Here is a 23,408-nt window from a genome sequence, read left to right as displayed (position 1 = left end):
AAAAGAAAAGAGGAAATAATTATGACAAAAAAAATTCGTGTACGTTATGCGCCAAGCCCAACAGGATATTTACATATTGGGAATGCGCGTACAGCATTATTTAATTATTTGTATGCACGACACAATGGTGGAGACTTCATCATTCGTATTGAAGACACTGATCAAAAACGAAGCATTGACGGCGGCGAAGAAAGCCAATTAGAAAATTTGAAATGGTTAGGTATGAATTGGGATGAAAGTCCGGATAATCCAGGGGAATTTGGACCTTACCGTCAATCTGAACGTAGAGATATTTATGATCCATTAGTAGAACAATTATTATTAAGCAATCGTGCATACAAATGCTACTGTTCAGAAGAAGAGGTAGAAGAAGAACGTGAAGCACAAAGAGCTAGAGGAGAAATGCCTCATTACAGTGGGAAATGCTCTCACTTAACGGCTAAAGAAAAAATGGAAAAAGAAGCAACAGGAATTGTACCAGTTATTCGTTACCGTGTCATCAAAGAAAATACGTATACTTTTGAAGATCTCGTAAAAGGCCATATTTCATTTGAAGCAGAAAGTGTTGGCGGAGATTTTGTCATTGTCAAGCGTGATGGTATGCCAACATATAACTTTGCAGTTGTTGTAGATGATCATTTTATGGAAATCACGCATGTTTTACGCGGAGACGATCATATTGCGAATACACCAAAACAATTAATGATTTATGAAGCATTTGAATGGGAAGCTCCTAAATTTGGCCATATGACGTTGATCATCAATAGTGAAACAGGTAAAAAATTAAGTAAACGTGACGGCAATATTCTTCAGTTTATCGAGCAATACCGTGAATTGGGCTACTTGCCTGAAGCTATGTTTAACTTTATTTCCTTGTTGGGATGGTCTCCAGTTGGAGAAGAAGAAATTTTTGACCATGATACATTTATTGAAATGTTCGACGCAGAACGTTTAAGTAAATCTCCAGCTGCATTTGATGCAAAAAAATTGGAATGGATCAATAATCAATACATGAAACAAGCTGATTTAGAAACTATAACAGCTTTGGCATATCCACATTTGGTCAAAGCTGGATATGTTGAAGAAAATGCGTCTTCAGAGAAAAAAGAATGGGTCCAAAAAGTTATCAGTTTATACCATGACCAAATGAGTTACGGTGCACAGATCGTTGAATTGGCAAGCTTATTTTTCAGCGAAGAACCAGTAATCGATAGTGTAGCAAAAGAAGTTCTAGAAGGCGAAACAGCACCAGAAGTTCTAACGGCTTTCTCTAAACAATTAGAAAAAATTGAACCTTTCGATGCTGCTGAAATTAAAAAAGCCATTAAAACGGTTCAAAAAGAAACGGGCATTAAAGGGAAAAATCTGTTTATGGCAATTCGTGTGGCTGTGACTGGACAATCTCATGGACCAGAAATTGGGCCAACAATTGAATTGCTTGGTCGTGAAAAAGCTCAAGCTCATTTGCAAGCAGCATTAGCAAAATTATAAAATTTTGGCAGAATTTGAAAAACTAAATTAAATAAAATTAAAGACGATGAAGAGAAAGAGTAGCCCAGTTAAAATCTAAAGAGAGTCTGTATTGGTGGAAGCAGATGATAGCGATTGGGTGAAGTGCATCTCGGAGTTAAGGAGTTGAATATAAGTAGACTTCTATCGGTCAACACCCGTTATAGTGTCAAAGGTCGCTGATTTGAACCATTGGAAATCAAGCGATAAAGAAAAGTGGAACCGCGCAGCAGCGTCTTTTAATATAAGAGATGTTGCTTTTTTTTGCAAAAAAATCACACAGTAGAAAAATCCAATGAGGTGAAATAATCCGTGAGGAGATTGAGAGAAGACATTCAGACAATTAAAAAAAACGATCCTTCTGTGAAAAGCACACCTGAAATCTTACTAACATATCCTGGTTTTTATGCTATCATTTTTCATCGATTAGCGCATGGTTTGTACCAACGGAATCGATTTTTAAGTGGCCGTATGATTGCTAATTTTTCTCGATTTTTAACAGGGATCGAGATCCATCCTGGAGCAACGATTGGCCAGCGGTTATTTATCGATCACGGTATGGGAATTGTGATCGGAGAAACAGCTAGTATCGGAGATGATGTCGTTATTTTTCATGGTGTTACATTAGGTGGAACAGGTAAAGATAAAGGGAAACGGCATCCAACGATTGGAAATGATGTTTTACTGTCCGCACATGTACAAGTTCTTGGACCTATAACAATAGGGAATCATACTAAAATAGGAGCATCTGCGGTTGTTTTAGAATCTATACCGTCTCATTCAACAGCAGTGGGGATCCCTGCTAAAGTAGTTAGAATAAATAATGAAAAAGTTTAGGATAAATCCATCTTTAAATAGAAAAGGAGAGCAGCTATGCTGAAAATCTATAATACATTAACTAGAAAAAAAGAAGCGTTTATCCCAATTGAAGAAGGCAAGGTTAGGATGTATGTTTGCGGACCTACAGTCTATAATTACATTCATATCGGAAACGCACGTAGTACAGTAGCTTTTGATACGGTTAGACGGTATTTGGAGTACCGAGGATATGACGTGAACTATGTCTCGAATTTTACAGATGTAGATGATAAAATTATCCGTGCAGCAAAAGAATTGAATTTGACAGCTCCTGAAGTCGCAGATAAATTTATCGAAGCTTATCATGCAGATACACATGCATTAGGTGTAGAAGAAGCCTGTCATCATCCACGGGTAATGGAAAACATACCTGAAATCATTGATTTTATAGCGGTATTGATAAAAAAAGAGTATGCTTATGAGGTAGATGGTGATGTTTATTACCGTACGAGAAAATTTGAGAATTATGGTAAATTAAGTGATATCTCAATTGATGAATTAGAAGTTGGAGCGAGTAATCGTTTAAATGCCCAAGAAAATAATAAAAAAGAAGACCCTTTAGACTTTGCTTTATGGAAATCAGCTAAAGCAGATGAAATCAGCTGGGAGTCTCCATGGGGTGCAGGACGTCCAGGTTGGCATATTGAATGTTCCGTAATGGCTACAAAGTACTTGGGCGACACGATCGATATTCATGCAGGTGGACAAGATTTGACCTTTCCGCACCATGAAAATGAAATTGCCCAAAGTGAAGCAAAAACGGGTCATCCATTTGCACACTACTGGATGCATAATGGTTTTGTCACAATGGATAATGAGAAGATGAGTAAATCGTTAGGGAACTTTGTTTTGGTTCATGATATTATTAAAAAAGTCGATCCTCAAATTTTACGTTTCTTTATGGCAACAACTCAATACCGCAGACCCATTAGCTATAGTGAAACGACTATCGAGGAAGCTAGGGCTAACTTAACTAAATTAAAAATGGCTTTTGATAACGTGACCTATCGCTTAAAAGATGCAGTAGCAACAGGAGAAGATGACCAAGAACAGTTTGATCAGTTTAACCAGTTTAAAGAGAACTTTATTAAAGAGATGGATGATGACTTCAACTCGGCCAACGGTATCACCGTAATTTATGAAATGGCTAAAGCAATGAACATCTACAGTGAGCGGTCGATTGTTTCTAAAAGTGTTCTTGAAGCAATGTTGGATCAGTTCCAAGAATTGATTCGGATTTTTGGTATCGTTTTTGAGGAAACAGCTTTGCTGGATGAGACCGTTGAGCAATTGATCGAAGAAAGAAACGCAGCACGTGCGGCAAAAGATTTTCAACGTAGTGATGAAATTAGAGATCAGTTAAAAGAAGAAGGTATCATTTTAGATGATACCCCACAAGGAACTAGATGGAGAAGAGGGCAATAACAACATGATAGAAAAAAATTGGGCACTATTAAACGGGTTAGCATTAGCTTACGTCGGAGATGCTATATATGAGATCTATATTCGTGATTATTTAGTAGGACTGGGCTATACAAAACCAAGTCAATTACACAAAACGGCTACACATTTTGTTTCTGCTAAAGCACAAAGCTTTTTGATGCATGAGATGCTAGCAGTAGAAGGACTTTTGACAGAAGAAGAAGTTACTATGTACAAACGAGGCAGAAATTCTAAAAGTTACACATCAGCAAAAAATGCAGATGTTACAACCTATCGTGTAGCCACTGGATTTGAATCGTTGATGGGCTACTTACATTTAGCAAAAAAAACTGAACGAATGGAAGAATTGATCCATTGGTGTATTAAAAAAGTGGAGGATACAAAAGATGACAAGAGATAATAAGAATTTCGGGAAACGCAACAGCCAACCAAAAAAGGGGAATTTTTCAAGAAAGCCAGATAAAAAATTCGTTAAGCCAATTGAAGATTCAGCTGAAGAAAAAGAAACCGATCGTGATTTAGTAGCAGGTCGTTTACCAGCTATTGAAGTATTAAAATCAGAGCGGGACATCAATAAAATCTTTTTACAAGAAGGTTTAAGCGGATCTAAAATGGAAGAAATTCAAAATTTAGCAAAAAAACGCAGCATTCAAATTTCGCTTGTCCCTAAAGCTAAATTAGATCAATTAGTCGATGGAATGAATCATCAAGGAGTAGTTGTTGCAGCTTCTGCTTTTCAATATGCAACAATTGATGATCTATTCGCGATAGCAGCACAAAAAAATGAAGATCCATTTTTTATTCTTTTAGATGGAGTTGAAGATCCGCATAACCTAGGCTCAATCATGAGAACAGCAGATGCTATTGGCGCACATGGCATTATTATTCCAAAAAGACGAGCTGTAGGTTTAACGGCTACGGTTGCTAAAGCTTCAACAGGAGCAATAGAGCATGTAGCGGTTGCGCGAGTAACGAATCTAGTCCAAACAATCAAAGAATTAAAAGAACGTGGATTATGGTTATATGGAACAGACATGGAAGGTCAAGATTACCGTCAATGGGAGACGACTTTACCTATTGGTCTAGTGATGGGCAATGAAGGCAAAGGGATTTCTCGTTTAGTAAAAGAACAGATGGATGGCATGGTCACGATACCAATGACTGGACATGTTCAAAGCTTGAACGCTAGTGTGGCAGCAAGTCTATTGATGTATGAAGTTTACCGTGGAAGAAATAAAATTTAACTAAAAATAGTTAGGCGGAGAGGGGGTCAAATAGCATGAGAAAAGAGTTGCTGATTGTTGATGGATATAATATTATTGGGGCATGGCCACACTTAGTAAAATTAAAGAATCAAGATAAGATGGAAGATGCACGAGATTCATTATTGCATGAATTATCGAATTACCAAAAATATACAGGCATAAAAATTCATGTGGTATTTGACGCCCAATTTGTTCCTGGACTGCAACAATCTTATCAAAAGTATCAATTGACCGTTATTTTCACGAAAGAAGGAGAAACTGCGGATAGTTATATAGAACGCGTTGTTGGAATAGAAAATACGATAGTTACACAAGTGACCGTCGCAACAAGTGATCTTGCAGAACAATGGATCGTTTTTCAAAAAGGGGCTTTGCGAAAATCAGCTAATGAACTCTTTAGTGACGTCAAACGCATTAAAAAAGCTATTGAAGCAGACACCCAACAGTATCGCTTACAGAGTAATCGTAGAAATTCACCTTGGTCGCATCGCCAAATGGATAAGTTAGAAAAATTGAGAGATGAGTTGACAAAGTATTAAATAAAGTTAGTGCTTTTTGAGAGTTTTCGAGAATGGTAGACAACCTAAAAAACTAACGTTATCATATGTAAACTTAACAGTTTAGCCATTGAAGGAGGCAACAGGTTTGGCAGATGAAGAAGAGACAATCTCTCTTATGAGCGATGAAGAATTGATCCGCATGATTAGGGATGGAGATGGATATCCGTTCCAAATTTTATTTAGCCGTTACCATCCGCTAGTGACCAATTTAACGAAAGAGTACTACCTTAAAAGCTATGAGAAGGAAGATTTATGGCAAGAAGCACGAATGGTCTTTCACAAGACGATTCAGACTTACGACAAAGCCAAGGGGCACACGTTTGGAAATTTCTACAAGTTGAATTTCAAACACCATATTTTTAGTTTGATCCGAAAAGATATGGCTAAGAAAAGACGGATCGAAAAAATCGTCGAATCATTAGACGGCATGTTAGAAAAGGGAATGAGTCCTCACTACATAATGAATGGAAAAGAAGGGCTATCTGCGTTAGATATTTTGCAAGTTAAAGAAAAGTTAGCAGGATATCACCATACATTATCAAATTTGGAACAGCAAGTATTTTCGCTCTACTTAAAAAACAAGGAAATAGACGAGATCGCTAAGCAATTAAAATGTGATAGTCTGCAAATAAAAAATGCGTTAGACCGTTGCAAACGTAAAATGAAGCAAGTCTTAGAGGATTAACTATTTTATAATCTTGAAAAATTCTAATGCAGATAAAAATGATAGCGTTTTCTTTTCGCGTTCAAATTTTAAAAAATGACAATTCTACCATTCTCGTAAGATTTTAAAACAAAAAAACAAGAATTAGGCTTACAACCTACACTCTTGTTTTTTTGTTGTTATCGATTAAATCCTCAAATCGTTCTTTGCAGTAAGGATACTGTTACTTTACGAATGATCTCTTTTTCTGGACTAGCTGGTAATTGATTGATGGGTTTTAAGGCTTTATCGGTATACTTACCGGCCAATCGCTGAGCTTCATCTAAACCGCCTAAATCGATCACTAATTGTTGAACTTTAGCTGTGTCTTCATTGGTCATCTGTTCTTTTTTTCCAAGCAATTCTTTGAAAACAGTATAATTTTCCCGCATAGCGTAAATAAGAGGGGCAGAATAGATACCTTGTCTCACATCTTCTAAAACGGGCTTGCCAAAAGATTCTGTTGTTTGCGAATAATCTAGGATATCATCCATAATTTGAAAGGCCATTCCAATATGGCTTCCGATATAATAACAATTTCTAGCGAATCTTTCATTTTGTCCGCCTTCCAATGCTCCTGAATAACAAGCTAAGGCAAATAATTGTGCTGTTTTTCCAGATATCTGAGTCAAATAATTTCGAACCGTTATTTTTTGATGATACCTTAAATTCATTTGATCGATTTCACCCATTAGGATTCGTTCCATCCCTTTAGTGTTGATCTGCGTTTGCTTCACGGAGTTAGAATAATCCGTTAGCAGTTTAAATGAAACAGTAAACAGATAATCACCAGCATAGACAGCTACATCCTTGCCGTATTTTGATTGAATCGTTTTTTGACCACGTCGTTTAGGCGAATCATCGATGACATCATCATGAATTAAAGTAGCCATATGCAATACTTCGATCGCAGCGGCTAAAGCGCGTGCTCGGCTAGGGTCATGATCCTCTCCGAAAGTTGAGAACAGTAGAGTGTAAGCGGGGCGAACCAGTTTTCCACCAGTATGCATCATATCAATTAAAGCATGTTCAATTGGTTTATTGCGTAGATGGATTTTTGAATCTATTAATTCAATGGTTTGTATCAATTCGGATTGTAATTCAGGGTAGGCTTCCCACATAGGATGGATCTTCATATGTATTCCCCTTTCGTTTCATAAAATTAAGCACAAATAAGCTGTAGCTTTTCAAGAATTTACATAAGTAGTATTACGACGCTTTTTTTTATCAAGTTGCTGAGTATGATTTTGGAAATCCTTTAGTGTTCGTACATGAGTCATTAAATAATTAGCGGCAATACCAATAGCGATGCCAGATAGAATACCCATGAAGGATAGGACGGGTAAGTAGAGCATGACGGTCCAAGTCTGAGAGATCCAACTTGCGACAGCCAATTGGCCAACGTTGTGTAAAATTCCTCCTGTAGCACTGATCCCAATAATGCTGACCCGTTTTGGACCAAGTTGCTTCACTGTTAACATGCCAGCATAACTGAGTAAAGCTCCGGCAGAACTGTACATAAAGGTAGATAATGTACCACCTAGAAGGGTAGCCATAATGAGCCTCATCCATACCACGGTAAAACTATCTTTTAGTGGTAAAGTAAAAATAGCAACAATGGTAATGAGGTTAGCAATACCAATTTCTAGAAAACACAATCATTGGTTACACATTCAGAGCACTGCACAATTAATGGATCAAAATATATCTAGTTTACTTTGGCTACAAGATTTGACATGAAGTGTAAGGAGATTATCCTATTAGGAATGCTGTATCTTAATTCGGCACTAACGAGGTAGGTTACTCCGGAGGCTCCATGTCAAATCTTTTCACCTGCTTGCACCTTATATTCTGCAGCGTTTTTAGCTGATTGTTCAAAATAATGGGCCACTACTTGGTTTGGTGATAAGAAGTGATACTTTTGTTTGGCGATAGTATTGTATCAATTAGCATAACGACGGTGTTTTTTTGATAAGATCTTCTTTTGATTGAAAGAACTGTCGACTATAGAAGCGTTCACCGTGAATGCGATGAGATCGTTCGACGATACTCTTTTGTCAAGGAGAGTAGGGCTTGGTGTGAATGTGTTGAATTGAAAAAGCATCCAGGACGAGTTGGAAAATAGTTTTGCCTTTTGAATTAGGTTGAACAGACATAAATTCAGAACTGTTATCGGTCTGAATACAGTCAATTTTGAATCTCATTCGTTCTTCTAATTTTTCCGCGAATAGAGCCGTATGAGGGGCACTCTTTTCATCGACTACGACTAAAACTCTTTTAGAACTAAACGTATCGATCGCAGTAATTTGATAGTAACTAATGCCTTTACTGTCAAACCCAATACATTGATTAGGCACATATTTTATATCTACTTGAACCAATTCTCCTGGATAAGTTTTCATTTGTTTTGGTCATTGATTGTTCTTTTTCCATTTTCGTTTTGGCGCTTCTTTTTTCTTGATCACTTTTCTGATCACACGTTTCATGCCGTTAAAGCTTTTTGAATAGCCTTCTTTCATACACTTCTACTAGTCCTTCATAGGCAAAACGGCTGTATTTCTTTTTGATCAATGCCATCTCCTCAATCGTATGCTCGTTTGGATGAGCAGATTTTGGTTTTCTTGATCTTAAGGCCAAGCTTTCAACCGTACCACCGTATTTTTTCAATTGACGGTACACAAATTGATGGTTGGTTTGGTATCTAATGGCTGCTTTTGTAACGCCGTATTTAACGGCAAACTCACACATTTTCTTTCTTACGCGCATTTCTTCTGTTATAATAGACAAAGGGACATACTCCTAATTGGTTGTGGTAAATTAATTATACAGGATGTCTCTTTCTTGTGTCTATTTTTTGTAACCTATCTATTGTATCTCTAAATATTGTTTAAGTGAATTTTGAAAGAGCGATTGACATGTTTCACAAGTGATGGTAAATTAATTAAGATGTCATTAGTCCGTAGAATAGAAAGAATAGGTGAAAAAAATGAGTGGTAAAAAAACATCTTTAGCTTGCTCGGTATGTGGATCTAGAAATTACTCTAAAAAAGTAAATGAAGGAAGCCGCACAGAACGTTTAGAAATAAAAAAATTCTGTAAATATTGCAACCAACATACACTACATCGTGAAACGAAATAAGAATTAGAAGTCTCAATACCAATTTGGAGGGGATAAAATGAAGAAAATAAAAATTTTTTTTGGCGGCGTACGTCAAGAAATCAAAGCAGTCACATGGCCTACAGGTAAAGAACTTAGAAAATATACATTGACTGTCTTTTTAGTCTGTCTATTATTTGTTCTTTTCTTTATGGTTGTTGACTTTGGAATCGATGCGATCTTAGATTTGATTTTATAAGATGTTTGGAACAGAAAAACCACTAGCGTGAAGCTTTACGTAATGGTATAATGATTATATTAATAAATGCACAGAACCTTCTTTAAGAGTAAATGAAGGTTTTTTTGTATGTTGTAGAAAAAGTCGACTAGCCAATATTAAAAATAAACGGTTAATAAATAACGAATAGGAGTGATACACGTGGAAGAAATAGAAAGTGCAAAACAGTGGTATGTCTTACACACATATTCTGGTTATGAAAATAAAGTTAAGCAAAATATCGAATCTAGAGCAAGTAGTATGGGTATGGGGGATTACATTTTCCGTGTAGTTATTCCTGAAGAAGAAGAAAAAGAAGTGAAAAATGGTAAAGAAAAAATCAATATGAAAAAAACGTTTCCTGGATATGTTCTAGTTGAAATGATCATGTCTGATGATTCTTGGTATGTTGTTCGTAACACACCTGGTGTAACAGGATTTGTTGGATCACATGGAGCGGGAAGCAAACCAGCACCGCTTTTAGATTCAGAAATAGAAGTCATTTTACGTCGTATTGGTTTAAGTGCTCGTCATCAAGAAATCAACTTTGAAGTTGGCGAAACAATTACGATCATTGAAGGGGCATTTAATGGCCTTACGGGTAAAATCACCGAGATTGAAATGGAAAAAGCAAAACTTAAAGTTAATGTTGAAATGTTTGGTCGTGAAACAAGTACAGAATTAGATTTTGAACAAGTAGATAAATTGTAAAACACTATCCACTGTAAAGTACAGCCTAAAAAGAGATCAGGACACTTGTCCTGGTCTCTTTTTTTAGTGAATTTGAATCTAAAAACGATACATGGTAAGCTTGTTAGCGGCTATTAAAAAAGCGATAACATACTCTCGAAAGAGGAGGCTTCAACATAATAATATAAACAAGTTAGCGGGAAATCGGTTTTTTTGATCTGGAGGTTAACTGATTTCTGGGAAACGGCAGCATGCTGGCTGTATATTTGGTTATCGGAAATCAGAGTTGAACAAGGACTAAAAATTAGCCGAATAAAAAAAGTGGAATGCTTTTTAATATAAATGGAGGAAAAAAGATGAACATGAGATTTGTTGGAATGACTTTTGGAGTATCTGCTGCGTTAATTTTAACAGGGTGTGGCAATGGTGAAGCGACAGAAAATGGATCGAATGAGAGTATAAGCGAGCAGCTGAACTACACTATTACAGGTATTGAACCTGGAGCGGGAGTAACTGGCTTAGCCCATCAAACGGTAGATGAGTATGAAAACTTGGCAGGTTGGGAACTTGAGGAAAGTTCAACTGGAGGTATGTTGACGATGCTAGACCAAGCAATCGAAAATGAAGAACCTATAGTTGTAACAGGATGGACCCCGCACTGGATGTTTTCAGAATATGATTTAAAATATTTGGAAGATCCAAAAGGAACCATGGGTGAGGTCGAGAGCATCCATACTATTGCAAGATTGGGATTCGAAGAGGAAAATCCTGATGCCTATCAAATTCTTGATACTTTTCATTGGGAAGTAGCAGACATGGAAGCTGTAATGCTTGAAGCGCAAGGCAGTTCTTTTGAAGAAGCATCGACGAATTGGGTAGAAGCAAATCAAGAACAAGTGGATGTATGGTTAGAGGGTACTGAACAAGTGGATGGAGAAGAAATTGAAATTGTGTCGACACAGTGGGGTACCGAAAAAGCTTCTAGTACAGTGATGAAAAGCGTATTAGAGCAACAAGGTTATGAAGTGACACTAACAGATATTGATCCTGCATTTTTATTTGAAGCGATTGCGAACGGGGAAGCAGATGCATCTCTTTCACCATGGTTACCAACAACACATGCTTCTTTTTATGAAAAAAATAAAGATGAGATTGTTGACCTGGGTGAAAACTTAACAGGGACAAGAACGGGATTTGTTGTTCCGGCCTATATGGATATTGATTCTATTGAAGATTTAGAACTAAAAGAATAAGAGAACAGCAAGGTCAGGTCTGCTTAATAAAGCGGTCTGGCTTTTTCTTCATCGAAAGCAATGCGGCTAGGCTTATTACTTGGTGCTTTTATTTACAGTCTGATTCTCTATGTTATAAATCTGTTTTGAAATAGGCAGTCATGAAACTAGACTAGAGGCAATTAGACACTAAACCTATGGTATAATATAATATAATAAAATAAAATGAGCAGGTGAATAGTAATGAAAGAACTTATCCTATTGCTCGCAACTATTGTAAATGAGATCCATGACGTTCTTAATCGAATATTTGGGTCGAGTATGACGGATAAAGATTTGCATTTTTGGGTTATCGGCACGATTGGCATCATTCTCTTCTTAGTTGTTTACGTTGTATTTAAGATCATCGAAAAATGGAAATTTAGTGCAACGATTCTTTCGTTTATCTTTACTTTTACGATGCTGACGGTGTTGGTTTTTGCCATTGAGATCCAGCAGGCAATCACGAATCGAGGCAATATGGAATTTGCGGATGCCGTAATGGGTCTGTGGGGATTTATTGTCATTTTTTCTATATATGCTCTTATTATGGGAATCATCTATAGTATCTATTCTCGTACTAAGAAGAAAAAGAAAAAAGGTGCTCCAGATTTGATTGAAGATAAATCTGACGTGCTACCAGATATAGAAAAGGAAACAGCTGTTTACCGTTCTCAAATGAAAAAAACAAATAAGTTCAGAAAATAGTTGCAAAACAGATTTTTGAGTGGTATAGTTTTCTGGTACGTTTTACGTATGTGTCAAATGTGGGAGGGGAAATATTAACCCCATTAACCACATCACGGACTCAATCAAGGAGGTATGTTTCGTGGCTAAAAAAGTAGTTAAGTTAGTTAAATTACAAATTCCTGCAGGGAAAGCAACTCCAGCTCCACCGGTAGGTCCAGCTTTAGGGCAAGCACAAATCAACATTATGGGATTCTGTAAAGAATTCAACGCTCGTACTGCTGATCAAAACGGAATAATCACTCCCGTTGTTATTTCTGTATATGAAGATCGTTCATTTACATTTATCACAAAAACTCCACCTGCTGCTGTTTTACTTAAAAAAGCTGCTGGTGTTGAATCTGGTTCTGGTGAACCAAACACTAAAAAAGTTGCAAAAGTAACTCGCGACCAAGTTAGAGAAATTGCAGAAACAAAAATGGCTGATTTAAATGCATCAGATGTTGATTCTGCTATGTTAATGATCGAAGGTACTGCAAGAAGCATGGGATTCACTGTAGAAGGTTAATTCTGTATTCCGCTTCTCAGTATCCCTTATGCTTAATTGCATAAGGAATAAGTGGGAGGTAAAACCGTTATAACCACAATCAAGGAGGAAAAAATTATGGCTAAAAAAAGTAAACAATATTCAGCAGCAGCTGAAAAAGTTGATGTTTTAAAAGCTTATTCTTTAGAAGAAGCTGTAGCATTAGTTAAAGATGTTGACTATGCTAAATTTGACGCAACTGTAGAAGTTGCTTATAGACTTGGCGTTGACCCTAAGAAAGCTGACCAACAAATTCGTGGAGCAGTTGTTCTTCCAAACGGAACAGGGAAAACTCAAAAAGTATTAGTATTTGCTAAAGGTGAAAAAGCTAAAGAAGCTGAAGCTGCAGGAGCAGATTATGTAGGAGAAGCTGAATTAGTTCAAAAAATCAATGGCGGATGGTTTGATTTCGACGTTGTTGTAGCAACACCAGATATGATGGCTGAAGTTGGTCGTCTTGGACGTGTCTTAGGACCTAAAGGCCTAATGCCTAACCCTAAAACAGGTACTGTTACAATGGATGTTACTAAAGCTATCAATGAAATTAAAGCTGGTAAAGTAACTTACCGTGTTGACAAAGCAGGGAATGTTCATGCTCCAATCGGTAAAGTATCATTTGACAATGCTAAATTAGTTGAAAACTTCAAAACAATCAATGATACAATATTGAGAGTTAAACCTTCAACTGCAAAAGGCGAATACATCAAAAACATTACAGTAACCACTACTTTTGGACCTGGTGTTAAAGTTGATGCAGGAACGTTTAAATAAATAACTAGTAAAAGTCTTGACCTAGACGATCGAAATTGTTAAAATCGTCTAGGTTAAGAAATATTACCGAAGACAGTAGGTGGCTTGATGCCTTAATTCCCTACCGAGGATGAATATGTGAAAACATATAATTATCCCTCTATGTCTAAGGTGACATAGAGTTTTTTGTATTTATTGAGCTTTTATTGTTCTTAAGACAAAAAATTCTAGCCAATCGATTAGGAGGTGAAAAATTAATGAGTCAAGCAGCAATCGCAAAAAAACAAGAACTAGTTGATTTAGCATCAACTAAATTTAAAGAAGCAGCTTCAGTAGTTGTAGTAGACTACCGTGGATTAACTGTTGAAGAAGTGACTAATTTACGTAAGCAATTACGTGATGCAGGAATCCAAATGAAAGTTATCAAAAATTCAGTATTAAGCCGTGCAGCAGAAGCAGCAGGTTTACAAGGAATGGACGATGTTTTCAAAGGACCTACAGCAGTTGCGTTTAGTAATGATGACGTTGTAGCACCTGCAAAAATTATCGCTGAATTTGCTAAAACAGCAGTAGCATTAGAAATCAAAGGCGGCGTAATTGAAGGACGTGTTTCTTCAGCTGAAGAAATGAATTCTCTTGCAAGACTACCAGACCGCGATGGTTTGTTGTCAATGTTGCTATCTGTACTTCAAGCACCAGTTCGCAATACTGCACTTGCTATCAAAGCAGTTGCAGAATCAAAAGAAGAAGTAGCTTAATCAAGCATTCTTCTTTTGAGAAAAAAGTAAGTTAGAACAAAAAAACTAAACAATAATGGAGGAAACCAACAATGGCATTAAACATTGAACAAATCGTTGCTGACTTGAAAGAATCAACGATTTTAGAATTAAACGACTTAGTAAAAGCAATCGAAGAAGAATTTGGTGTAACAGCAGCAGCTCCTGTAGCAGCAGCTGGAGCAGCAGCAGAAGCAGTTGAACAAACTGAATTTACAGTAGAATTAACTTCTGCTGGAGACGCAAAAATTAAAGTTATCAAAGCTGTACGTGAAGCTACAGGCCTTGGCTTGAAAGAAGCTAAAGGATTAGTTGACGGAGCACCAACAGCAATCAAAGAAAACATTTCTAAAGAAGATGCTGAAGCATTGAAAGAAGCTTTAGAAGCAGCTGGAGCATCTGTAGAAGTTAAATAATTTAACTCTACTAAGCTTTTGAAAAAGACACGCAGTTCGCTGCGTGTCTTTTTTATCTTTATTGAAATTGTTTAAAATAAAAGTGAGTTATAAAAAAACGAACTAAATCAAGGAGGAACTAGTATGTCAGATCATTATTTTACTAATAATCCAAATACCGTGAGTGAAACAGCTGCTTGGACATATACCTTACGTGGACGTGAATTTAAATTCGTTACTGACGCAGGAGTGTTTTCCAAAAAAACAGTTGATTTTGGTTCTCGTTTATTGATTGAAACGCTTGATTTTTCAGAAATGATCCCTGGAGATATATTAGATGTTGGATGCGGCTATGGTCCGATGGGATTAGCATTGGCGAAAGAAGATTCGGAACGCAAAGTAGAAATGGTCGATATCAATGAACGAGCATTGGGATTAGCTAAGCAGAATGCATCCAATAATCGATTATCAAATGTGTTGATCCACACTTCAGATATTTATGAATCGGTTGAAGGTAAAGAGTTTGCGGCAATTGTCAGCAATCCTCCTATTCGTGCTGGAAAAAAAGTCGTACATGGTGTTTTAACGGGCGCTTTTGATCTTCTTAAAAATGGTGGAACATTAACAATCGTTATTCAAAAAAAACAAGGTGCACCAAGTGCGAAAGCGAAAATGGAAGAAACTTTCGGCAATGCTCAAGTAATCGTTAAAGATAAAGGATATTGGATCATTCAAAGCTTTAAAGCGAAAAATGCTTGACTTAAGTAGGAGCATGCTGTAAAATTATCTAATGCATATAGTGTGTCTTAAAGAAGAAAATTTGCTCTGAAATATTGTCCAGAGTAGATTTTTAAAGAAGAAAACAAAAGAAAATGGATTTTTTTTAAAGTTCACGAATCTTTTGGTTTTTTTTTGTCAAAAAATAGGTAAATATTCAGCTTGTTATTCATTTTTAACAAAAGTAACAGGAATGAAATATAACGATTTGCTTAAAATGATCGCACTAAAAACAGTTTGAGGGGTGAATAGGTTGGCAGGCCATTTAATAAATTACGGTAAGCACCGTACACGCAGAAGTTTTTCACGTATCCACGAGGTTTTAGAACTTCCAAATTTAATTGAAATTCAAACTAATTCTTACCAATGGTTCTTAGATGAAGGATTGCGTGAAATGTTTAAAGATATTTCTCCAATTGATGACTTTGCTGGAAATTTATCATTAGAATTTACTGATTACCAGTTACAAGAACCTAAATACACCGTTGAAGAAGCTCGCTCACATGATGCAAACTATTCAGCTCCAATTTATGTTAAGTTACGTTTAATTAACAAAGAAAGTGGAGAAGTTAAAGAACAAGAAGTATTCTTTGGCGATTTCCCATTAATGACAGAAATGGGTACATTTGTTATCAACGGAGCAGAACGAGTAATCGTTTCTCAACTAGTTCGTTCTCCAGGTGTTTATTTCCATGGTAAATTAGATAAAAATGGTAAAGAAGGATTTGGCTCAACACTTATCCCAAACCGTGGAGCATGGCTTGAATTTGAAACTGATGCAAAAGACCTTTCTTATGTTCGTATTGACCGTACACGTAAAATACCATTGACTGTATTGGTTCGTGCATTAGGATTTGGATCTGATGATCAAATTTTTGAAATCTTTGGAGACAACGAAAGTCTTCGTTTAACAATGGAAAAAGATTTGCACAAGAATGCTAGTGATTCTCGTACAGAAGAAGCCTTGAAAGATGTTTATGAACGTCTTCGTCCAGGTGAACCCAAAACAGCTGACAGCTCAAGAAGCTTGTTGACAGCTCGCTTTTTTGATCCAAAACGTTACGACTTAGCAAATGTTGGTCGTTATAAAGTAAATAAAAAATTAAACTTAGCAACTCGATTGTTCAATCAAACCTTAGCTGAAACTTTAGTTGATCCTGAAACGGGAGAAATTATTGTTGAATCAGGTACGTTCTTAGACCGCGATCAAATCGATAAATTAACACCTTATTTGAATGCTGGTTTAAACAGCGTGACTTATTACCCATCAGAAGACAGCGTCGTTCCAGAACCTGTAGAATTACAATCTGTAAAGGTCTTTTCTCAAAGAGACCCAGAACGAGTCATAAATATGCTTGGGAATAAAATAATCGCAGATGAAACTAAAAATGCAACACCAGCTGATATATTAGCTTCTATGAGTTATTTCTTTAACTTACAAGAAGGTATCGGTAACGTAGACGATATTGACCACTTAGGAAACCGTCGTATTCGTTCAGTAGGTGAATTGTTGCAAAATCAATTCCGTATTGGTTTGTCTCGTATGGAGCGTGTGGTTCGTGAACGTATGTCTATTCAAGATATGGCTACAGTAACACCACAACAATTGATCAATATTCGTCCAGTCGTGGCATCCATCAAAGAATTTTTTGGTTCTTCTCAATTGTCACAATTCATGGACCAAACAAATCCATTAGGTGAATTGACTCATAAACGACGTCTATCTGCATTAGGACCTGGTGGTTTAACTAGAGACCGTGCTGGATATGAAGTTCGAGATGTGCATTATTCCCATTATGGCCGTATGTGTCCGATCGAAACACCAGAAGGTCCAAATATTGGATTGATCAATAGTCTATCAAGCTACGCTAAAGTAAATAAATTTGGCTTCATTGAAACACCTTATCGTCGGGTCAACCGCGAAACAGGTCTTGTTACGGATCATATCGATTACCTAACAGCTGATGAAGAAGATAACTATGTTGTTGCTCAAGCAAATGCTCCGTTAAATGAAGATGGCACATTCGCAAGTGATATCGTACTTGCTCGTTACGTGGAAGAAAACTTAGAAGTCCCTATTAGTCGTGTAGACTACATGGATGTTTCTCCTAAACAAGTAGTCGCAGTTGCAACAGCTTGTATTCCTTTCTTAGAAAATGATGATAGTAACCGTGCCCTTATGGGAGCAAATATGCAACGTCAAGCTGTTCCGTTGATCCATCCTGAAGGTCCGCTTGTCGGAACCGGTATGGAACACGTAGCTGCTCGAGATTCTGGAGCTGCAATGATTTGTAAAAATGATGGTATTGTTGAATATGTAGACGCAGATCAAATCCGTGTACGTCAAGAAAACGGCGCTTTGAACAAATACGCGTTAACAAAATTCCGTCGTTCAAATTCAGGTACTTGCTACAACCAACGCCCAATCGTAGAAAAAGGCGACCGTGTTGACAAAGGTGAGATCTTAGCAGATGGTTCTTCTATGGAAAATGGGGAAATGGCATTAGGCCAAAACCCATTAGTAGCCTTCATGACATGGGAAGGGTACAACTATGAAGATGCTATTATCATGAGCGAACGTCTAGTCAAAGATGATGTATACACTTCTATTCATATTGAAGAATTTGAATCAGAAGCACGTGATACAAAGCTTGGGCCTGAAGAAATTACTCGTGAACTTCCAAACGTTGGAGACGACGCTTTGAAAGATTTAGACGAAATGGGAATTATTCGCATTGGTGCTGAAGTCAAAGATGGCGACTTGTTAGTTGGTAAAGTGACTCCTAAAGGGGTAACAGAATTATCCGCTGAAGAACGTCTATTGCATGCTATTTTTGGTGAAAAAGCTCGTGAAGTCAGAGATACTTCTCTTCGTGTACCACATGGTGGTGGCGGAACAGTTCATGATGTTAAGATCTTTACACGCGAAGCTGGAGATGAATTATCACCAGGTGTAAATATGTTAGCACGTGTGTATATTGTTCAAAAACGTAAAATCAACGAAGGGGATAAAATGGCCGGACGTCATGGTAACAAAGGGGTTGTCTCTTTGATCATGCCGGAAGAAGATATGCCATTTATGCCTGACGGAACACCAGTTGACGTTATGTTGAACCCATTAGGGGTACCATCACGTATGAATATTGGACAAGTATTAGAATTGCATATCGGGATGGCTGCTCGTCAATTAGGTATCCATATTGCAACACCGGTATTTGACGGAGCGTCAGATGAAGATGTATGGGAAACTGTTAAAGAAGCTGGAATGGCTGCTGATGCTAAGACCGTATTATACGATGGACGCACAGGAGAACCTTTCGACAACCGCATTTCTGTTGGTGTCATGTACATGATCAAATTGGCCCACATGGTTGATGATAAGTTACATGCTCGTTCAACCGGACCGTACTCATTAGTTACACAACAACCATTGGGTGGTAAAGCTCAATTCGGGGGACAACGTTTTGGAGAAATGGAAGTTTGGGCTCTTGAAGCATATGGGGCAGCTTATACGTTACAAGAAATCTTAACTTACAAATCCGATGATGTTGTTGGTCGTGTGAAAACTTATGAAGCAATTGTTAAAGGCGAAAAAATTCCAAAACCAGGTGTTCCAGAATCATTCCGCGTATTAGTAAAAGAATTGCAATCATTAGGTTTAGACATGAAAGTGTTAAACGAAAATGATGAATTGATTGAATTACGCGATATGGATGACGATGATGACATTGTGAATCCAGATGCATTAAACAAATACGCTGAAGAGCAAGAAAAGATTCGCGCTGAAGCAGCTGAACAAGAAAGATCAAAAGAAGACTAATATAGGCAGAACTCGAATGGCTCTTAAGTTGAAACATACTTAAGCAGTTTTTCGAGGATTCCTTTAAAAGTGTTACAGCTATGAAAAAATGTTGCTGTTTCTTAACAGTAAACGTAAAAGATTCCATGTGATAGACGAATTTGAACGAAAGATAGACACCACTATCTATAAATAAAAAAATAGAGCAGGTAGGGCAGCTCAACAAAATAAAGGGAGGTTAGCCCCTTGATAGACGTTAATAATTTTGAAAGCATGCAAATTGGTTTGGCTTCTCCAGATAAAATCCGTAGTTGGTCATATGGTGAAGTGAAAAAACCAGAAACCATTAACTACCGTACTTTAAAACCTGAACGTGATGGTTTGTTCTGTGAACGTATTTTTGGACCTTCTAAAGACTGGGAATGTTCTTGTGGAAAATACAAACGTATCCGTTATAAAGGAATTGTTTGTGACCGTTGTGGAGTAGAAGTTACACGCTCAAAAGTTCGTCGTGAACGTATGGGTCATATTGAATTAGCAGCACCTGTTTCTCATATTTGGTACTTTAAAGGTATTCCAAGTCGTATGGGTCTTGTATTAGATATGAGTCCACGTGCTCTTGAAGAAATCATTTACTTTGCTTCTTATGTGGTCATCGAACCAGGAAGTACTTCACTAGAAAAGAAACAATTATTAACTGAAAGAGAATACCGTGAAAAACGCCAACAATACGGCAATGATTTCCAAGCTGAAATGGGAGCAGAAGCGGTCAAACAACTCTTAAATGATGTTAAATTGGATCAAGAAGTTGAAGAATTAAAAGAAATTTTAAAAACAACTACAGGTCAAAAGCGGACACGTGCTATTCGTCGTTTAGACATCTTAGAAGCATTCCGTAATTCTGGAAACCACCCATCATGGATGGTAATGGATGTTATTCCGATCATCCCGCCAGAAATTCGTCCAATGGTTCAATTAGAAGGTGGACGTTTTGCTACAAGTGATTTAAATGATTTGTACCGTCGTGTTATCAACCGTAATAATCGTTTGAAACGTTTATTAGATTTAAATGCACCTAATATTATCGTGCAAAATGAAAAACGTATGTTGCAAGAAGCTGTTGATGCTTTGATCGATAATGGTCGTCGCGGTCGTCCAGTTACTGGACCAGGTAACCGCCCATTAAAATCATTGTCACATATGCTTAAAGGGAAACAAGGACGTTTCCGTCAAAACTTGTTAGGTAAACGTGTCGATTACTCAGGACGTTCCGTTATCGTTGTTGGACCTTTCTTGAAAATGTACCAATGCGGCTTACCGAAAGAAATGGCTATCGAATTGTTCAAACCTTTTGTAATGAAAGAATTAGTTTCACGCGATATTGCAAGCAATATAAAAAATGCTAAACGTAAAATCGATCGTCAAGATGATGCTATCTGGCCAGTTTTAGAAGAAGTTATCCGTGAACATCCAGTTCTATTGAACCGGGCACCAACTTTACACAGACTAGGGATCCAAGCATTTGAACCTATTCTTGTTGAAGGTAAAGCTATTCGCCTTCACCCATTAGTATGTGAAGCGTACAATGCCGATTTCGATGGTGACCAAATGGCTGTCCATGTACCATTAAGTGATGAAGCACAAGCTGAAGCTCGTATGTTGATGCTGGCTGCTCAAAACATCTTAAATCCAAAAGATGGTAAACCAGTTGTAACACCTTCTCAAGATATGGTCTTAGGGAACTATTACCTAACTATGGAAGAAGAAGGACGCGAAGGCGAAGGAATGCAATTTAGTAGTTTGAATGAAGCAATGCTTGCTTACCAAAGCGGTTACGTTCATTTACACTCTAGAATCGCAATCAAACCAACTGACATTCCAAATAAACCATTCACTGAATGGCAAAAAGATAAAGTAATGATCACGACTGTTGGTAAATTGATTTTTAACGATATTATGCCAGCTGAATTTCCTTACATGAATGAACCAACACAAAGTAACTTGGAAGTGCAAACTCCAGACAGCTATTTTGTTGAGGGTGGTATAAACATTCTTGAACACATTCAAGCTCAAAAATTGATCAAACCATTCAAGAAGAAAAATCTTGGAAACATCATTGCTGAAGTATTTAAACGATTCAAAATTACTGAAACGTCTAAAATGCTAGACAGAATGAAAGATCTAGGATACAAATATTCTACAAAAGCTGGTATTACAGTTGGGATTGCCGATATCGTAGTATTAGAAGAAAAACAAGAAATTCTAGATAATGCTCATGAACAAGTTGAAAAAGTAACGAAACAATTCCGTCGTGGTTTGATTACGGATGAAGAACGTTATGAACGTGTTATTGATATCTGGAACAAAACAAAAGATAACATTCAAGTCCGCTTAATGGAAAGTTTGAATGACCTTAATCCGATCTTTATGATGAGTGACTCTGGTGCCCGTGGTAATATTTCCAACTTTACTCAGCTTGCTGGTATGCGTGGATTGATGGCTGCACCGAATGGTCAAATCATGGAATTGCCGGTTACGTCTAATTTCCGTGAAGGTTTGTCTGTTTTAGAAATGTTTATCTCTACCCATGGAGCTCGTAAAGGGATGACCGATACAGCTTTGAAAACAGCTGACTCAGGTTACTTGACTCGTCGTTTAGTTGACGTTGCACAAGATGTTATCATTCGTGAAACAGACTGTGGTTCTGACCGTGGATTAGTTATTCGTGCGATCAAAGAAGGAAATGAAGTTATTGAACCTCTTGAGGAGCGTCTATTAGGACGTTACACTCGTAAAACAGTCTTTAACCCTGAAGATGGAACAGTTATTATTGGTGAAAACCAAATCATTACTGAAGACATTGCCAGAGAAATAATAGCTGTTGGGATCGAAGAAATTACGATTCGTTCCGTATTTACATGTAATACTAAACATGGTGTATGTAAACATTGTTATGGCCGTAACTTAGCAACCGGTTCTGAAGTTGAAGTTGGAGAAGCAGTTGGAACAATTGCCGCTCAATCAATTGGAGAACCTGGTACTCAATTAACAATGCGTACGTTCCATACAGGTGGAGTTGCCGGAGCCGATATTACTCAAGGGCTTCCTCGTATCCAAGAAATTTTTGAAGCTCGTCACCCTAAAGGTCAAGCTGTTATAAGTGAAGTTACTGGTACGATCGTATCGATCGATGAAAATCCAGCAGCTCGTACTAAAGAAGTTACTATCAAGGGAGAAACAGATACTCGTTCTTACCAAGTACCATTTTCTGCACGTATGAATGTTGAAGAAGGAGATATTATTCACCGTGGTGAAGCATTAGACCAAGGTTCAATTGATCCTAAAGAATTATTACGTGTTCGTGATGTGCTTGCTGTTGAGAACTACTTGCTACGCGAAGTACAAAAAGTATACCGTATGCAAGGAGTAGAAATCGGCGACAAACATATCGAAGTTATGGTTCGTCAAATGTTGCGTAAAGTACGCGTAATGGATCCAGGTGAAACAGATATTTTACCAGGTACATTAATTGATATCCATGACTACACAGATAAAAATATTGCTACATTGGTAGCTGGCGGAATCCCTGCAACAGCTCGTCCTGTATTGCTTGGAATTACGAAAGCTTCCCTTGAAACAAATAGTTTCTTATCTGCTGCGTCATTCCAAGAAACAACACGTGTCCTAACCGATGCTGCTATTCGTGGAAAACGTGATCCGTTATTAGGATTGAAAGAAAATGTTATCATTGGTAAAGTTATTCCAGCTGGTACCGGAATGGCTAAATACCGTAAAATGAAACCTAAAGGTGTTGGCGTTGTGAGCGAAAATGTTTACAGCATCAATGACCAAATCGAACCTAAATAACAACAAAAGAGGCTGAAACATAATCAGCTGAGAATAAAAAAGAAGGGTCTGCTCATCAGGAAACTGATGGACAGACCCTTCTTTTTTTTGTTGTTGTA

Annotated in this window: 22 protein-coding genes, 1 pseudogene and 2 other annotated features; of the genes and pseudogenes, 19 read left to right on the top strand and 4 right to left on the bottom strand. The window is 37.3% G+C overall.

Annotation, left to right across the window (positions count from 1 at the left end):
* Positions 1-21: 21 nt before the first annotated feature.
* From gltX to BR50_RS05550, 7 genes are all read left to right on the top strand, one after another.
* On the top strand, positions 22-1,491 hold the full coding sequence (gltX, locus tag BR50_RS05580; RefSeq protein ID WP_034546991.1) for a glutamate--tRNA ligase: 1,470 nt from the start codon (positions 22-24) through the stop codon (positions 1,489-1,491).
* A gap of 37 nt (positions 1,492-1,528) precedes the next feature.
* Positions 1,529-1,752 (top strand) — a binding site (T-box leader).
* 69 nt (positions 1,753-1,821) lie between these two features.
* Positions 1,822-2,346: a serine O-acetyltransferase EpsC gene (gene epsC / locus BR50_RS05575; RefSeq protein ID WP_034546988.1), complete on the top strand. Its 525-nt coding sequence runs from the start codon at positions 1,822-1,824 to the stop codon at positions 2,344-2,346.
* 36 nt (positions 2,347-2,382) lie between these two features.
* Positions 2,383-3,792 carry a cysteine--tRNA ligase gene (cysS, locus tag BR50_RS05570; RefSeq protein ID WP_034546986.1) on the top strand — a complete coding sequence of 470 codons (1,410 nt, stop codon included), beginning with the start codon at positions 2,383-2,385 and terminating at the stop codon, positions 3,790-3,792.
* A 4-nt stretch (positions 3,793-3,796) separates the two neighbouring features.
* Positions 3,797-4,210, top strand: a complete 414-nt coding sequence (locus tag BR50_RS05565) for a Mini-ribonuclease 3 (protein WP_034546984.1) — start codon at positions 3,797-3,799, stop codon at positions 4,208-4,210.
* Positions 4,197-5,054: a 23S rRNA (guanosine(2251)-2'-O)-methyltransferase RlmB gene (rlmB, locus tag BR50_RS05560; protein ID WP_081884483.1), complete on the top strand. Its 858-nt coding sequence runs from the start codon at positions 4,197-4,199 to the stop codon at positions 5,052-5,054. The genes BR50_RS05565 and rlmB overlap by 14 nt, the downstream gene beginning before the upstream one ends.
* A gap of 35 nt (positions 5,055-5,089) precedes the next feature.
* Positions 5,090-5,614, top strand: a complete 525-nt coding sequence (locus BR50_RS05555; protein ID WP_034546982.1) for an NYN domain-containing protein — start codon at positions 5,090-5,092, stop codon at positions 5,612-5,614.
* A gap of 106 nt (positions 5,615-5,720) precedes the next feature.
* On the top strand, positions 5,721-6,320 hold the full coding sequence (locus tag BR50_RS05550; RefSeq protein WP_034546980.1) for a sigma-70 family RNA polymerase sigma factor: 600 nt from the start codon (positions 5,721-5,723) through the stop codon (positions 6,318-6,320).
* 173 nt (positions 6,321-6,493) lie between these two features.
* Here BR50_RS05550 and BR50_RS05545 read toward each other — a convergent pair whose 3' ends face one another.
* The 4 genes and pseudogenes from BR50_RS05545 to BR50_RS12900 all read right to left on the bottom strand — a co-directional run bounded on the left by BR50_RS05545 (position 6,494) and on the right by BR50_RS12900 (position 9,125).
* The gene (locus BR50_RS05545) at positions 6,494-7,474 is read right to left on the bottom strand and encodes a polyprenyl synthetase family protein (protein ID WP_034546978.1); all 981 of its coding nucleotides are present in this window, start codon (positions 7,472-7,474) and stop codon (positions 6,494-6,496) included.
* Between the two features lie 51 nt (positions 7,475-7,525).
* Positions 7,526-7,984: pseudogene (locus BR50_RS05540) on the bottom strand (Gx transporter family protein); the annotation flags it as partial.
* Between the two features lie 411 nt (positions 7,985-8,395).
* Complete coding sequence (locus BR50_RS12905; RefSeq protein WP_211249824.1) at positions 8,396-8,740, bottom strand: DDE-type integrase/transposase/recombinase; 345 nt, start codon at positions 8,738-8,740, stop codon at positions 8,396-8,398.
* An 88-nt stretch (positions 8,741-8,828) separates the two neighbouring features.
* Entirely contained in the window at positions 8,829-9,125 is a 297-nt protein-coding gene (locus BR50_RS12900; protein ID WP_211249823.1) for a hypothetical protein, read from the bottom strand.
* 199 nt (positions 9,126-9,324) lie between these two features.
* Here BR50_RS12900 and rpmG point away from each other — a divergent pair, with 199 nt between their 5' ends.
* The 12 genes from rpmG (at position 9,325) to rpoC (ending at position 23,310) form a co-directional block, all read left to right on the top strand.
* Positions 9,325-9,477, top strand: a complete 153-nt coding sequence (gene rpmG, locus BR50_RS12575; protein WP_074200257.1) for a 50S ribosomal protein L33 — start codon at positions 9,325-9,327, stop codon at positions 9,475-9,477.
* Positions 9,478-9,514: 37 nt separating this feature from the next.
* Positions 9,515-9,694 carry a preprotein translocase subunit SecE gene (secE, locus tag BR50_RS05530; RefSeq protein ID WP_034546977.1) on the top strand — a complete coding sequence of 60 codons (180 nt, stop codon included), beginning with the start codon at positions 9,515-9,517 and terminating at the stop codon, positions 9,692-9,694.
* Positions 9,695-9,874: 180 nt separating this feature from the next.
* Complete coding sequence (gene nusG / locus BR50_RS05525) at positions 9,875-10,423, top strand: transcription termination/antitermination protein NusG (protein ID WP_034546974.1); 549 nt, start codon at positions 9,875-9,877, stop codon at positions 10,421-10,423.
* Between the two features lie 335 nt (positions 10,424-10,758).
* Entirely contained in the window at positions 10,759-11,655 is an 897-nt protein-coding gene (locus BR50_RS05520) for a glycine betaine ABC transporter substrate-binding protein (RefSeq protein WP_245792752.1), read from the top strand.
* Positions 11,656-11,877: 222 nt separating this feature from the next.
* Entirely contained in the window at positions 11,878-12,381 is a 504-nt protein-coding gene (locus BR50_RS05515) for a hypothetical protein (protein ID WP_034546973.1), read from the top strand.
* Between the two features lie 121 nt (positions 12,382-12,502).
* Entirely contained in the window at positions 12,503-12,928 is a 426-nt protein-coding gene (gene rplK / locus BR50_RS05510; protein ID WP_034546971.1) for a 50S ribosomal protein L11, read from the top strand.
* Between the two features lie 96 nt (positions 12,929-13,024).
* Complete coding sequence (rplA, locus tag BR50_RS05505; protein WP_034546969.1) at positions 13,025-13,717, top strand: 50S ribosomal protein L1; 693 nt, start codon at positions 13,025-13,027, stop codon at positions 13,715-13,717.
* A gap of 48 nt (positions 13,718-13,765) precedes the next feature.
* Positions 13,766-13,894 (top strand) — a sequence feature (ribosomal protein L10 leader region).
* A gap of 59 nt (positions 13,895-13,953) precedes the next feature.
* Entirely contained in the window at positions 13,954-14,454 is a 501-nt protein-coding gene (gene rplJ, locus BR50_RS05500; protein WP_034546967.1) for a 50S ribosomal protein L10, read from the top strand.
* Positions 14,455-14,525: 71 nt separating this feature from the next.
* Positions 14,526-14,888 (top strand): 50S ribosomal protein L7/L12, encoded by a 363-nt coding sequence (gene rplL / locus BR50_RS05495; protein ID WP_034546966.1) that lies wholly within the window; start codon positions 14,526-14,528, stop codon positions 14,886-14,888.
* A gap of 123 nt (positions 14,889-15,011) precedes the next feature.
* The gene (locus BR50_RS05490) at positions 15,012-15,626 is read left to right on the top strand and encodes a class I SAM-dependent methyltransferase (protein WP_034546964.1); all 615 of its coding nucleotides are present in this window, start codon (positions 15,012-15,014) and stop codon (positions 15,624-15,626) included.
* Positions 15,627-15,897: 271 nt separating this feature from the next.
* Positions 15,898-19,464: a DNA-directed RNA polymerase subunit beta gene (gene rpoB / locus BR50_RS05485; protein ID WP_034546962.1), complete on the top strand. Its 3,567-nt coding sequence runs from the start codon at positions 15,898-15,900 to the stop codon at positions 19,462-19,464.
* Between the two features lie 225 nt (positions 19,465-19,689).
* Positions 19,690-23,310, top strand: a complete 3,621-nt coding sequence (gene rpoC / locus BR50_RS05480) for a DNA-directed RNA polymerase subunit beta' (RefSeq protein WP_034546960.1) — start codon at positions 19,690-19,692, stop codon at positions 23,308-23,310.
* The last annotated feature ends 98 nt before the right edge of the window (positions 23,311-23,408 follow it).

This window comes from Carnobacterium alterfunditum DSM 5972 (assembly GCF_000744115.1).
GTDB lineage: Bacteria > Bacillota > Bacilli > Lactobacillales > Carnobacteriaceae > Carnobacterium_B > Carnobacterium_B alterfunditum.
The sequence above is the reverse complement of the archived record's forward strand: the minus strand, read 5'-3'. Positions and strand labels throughout refer to the sequence as shown.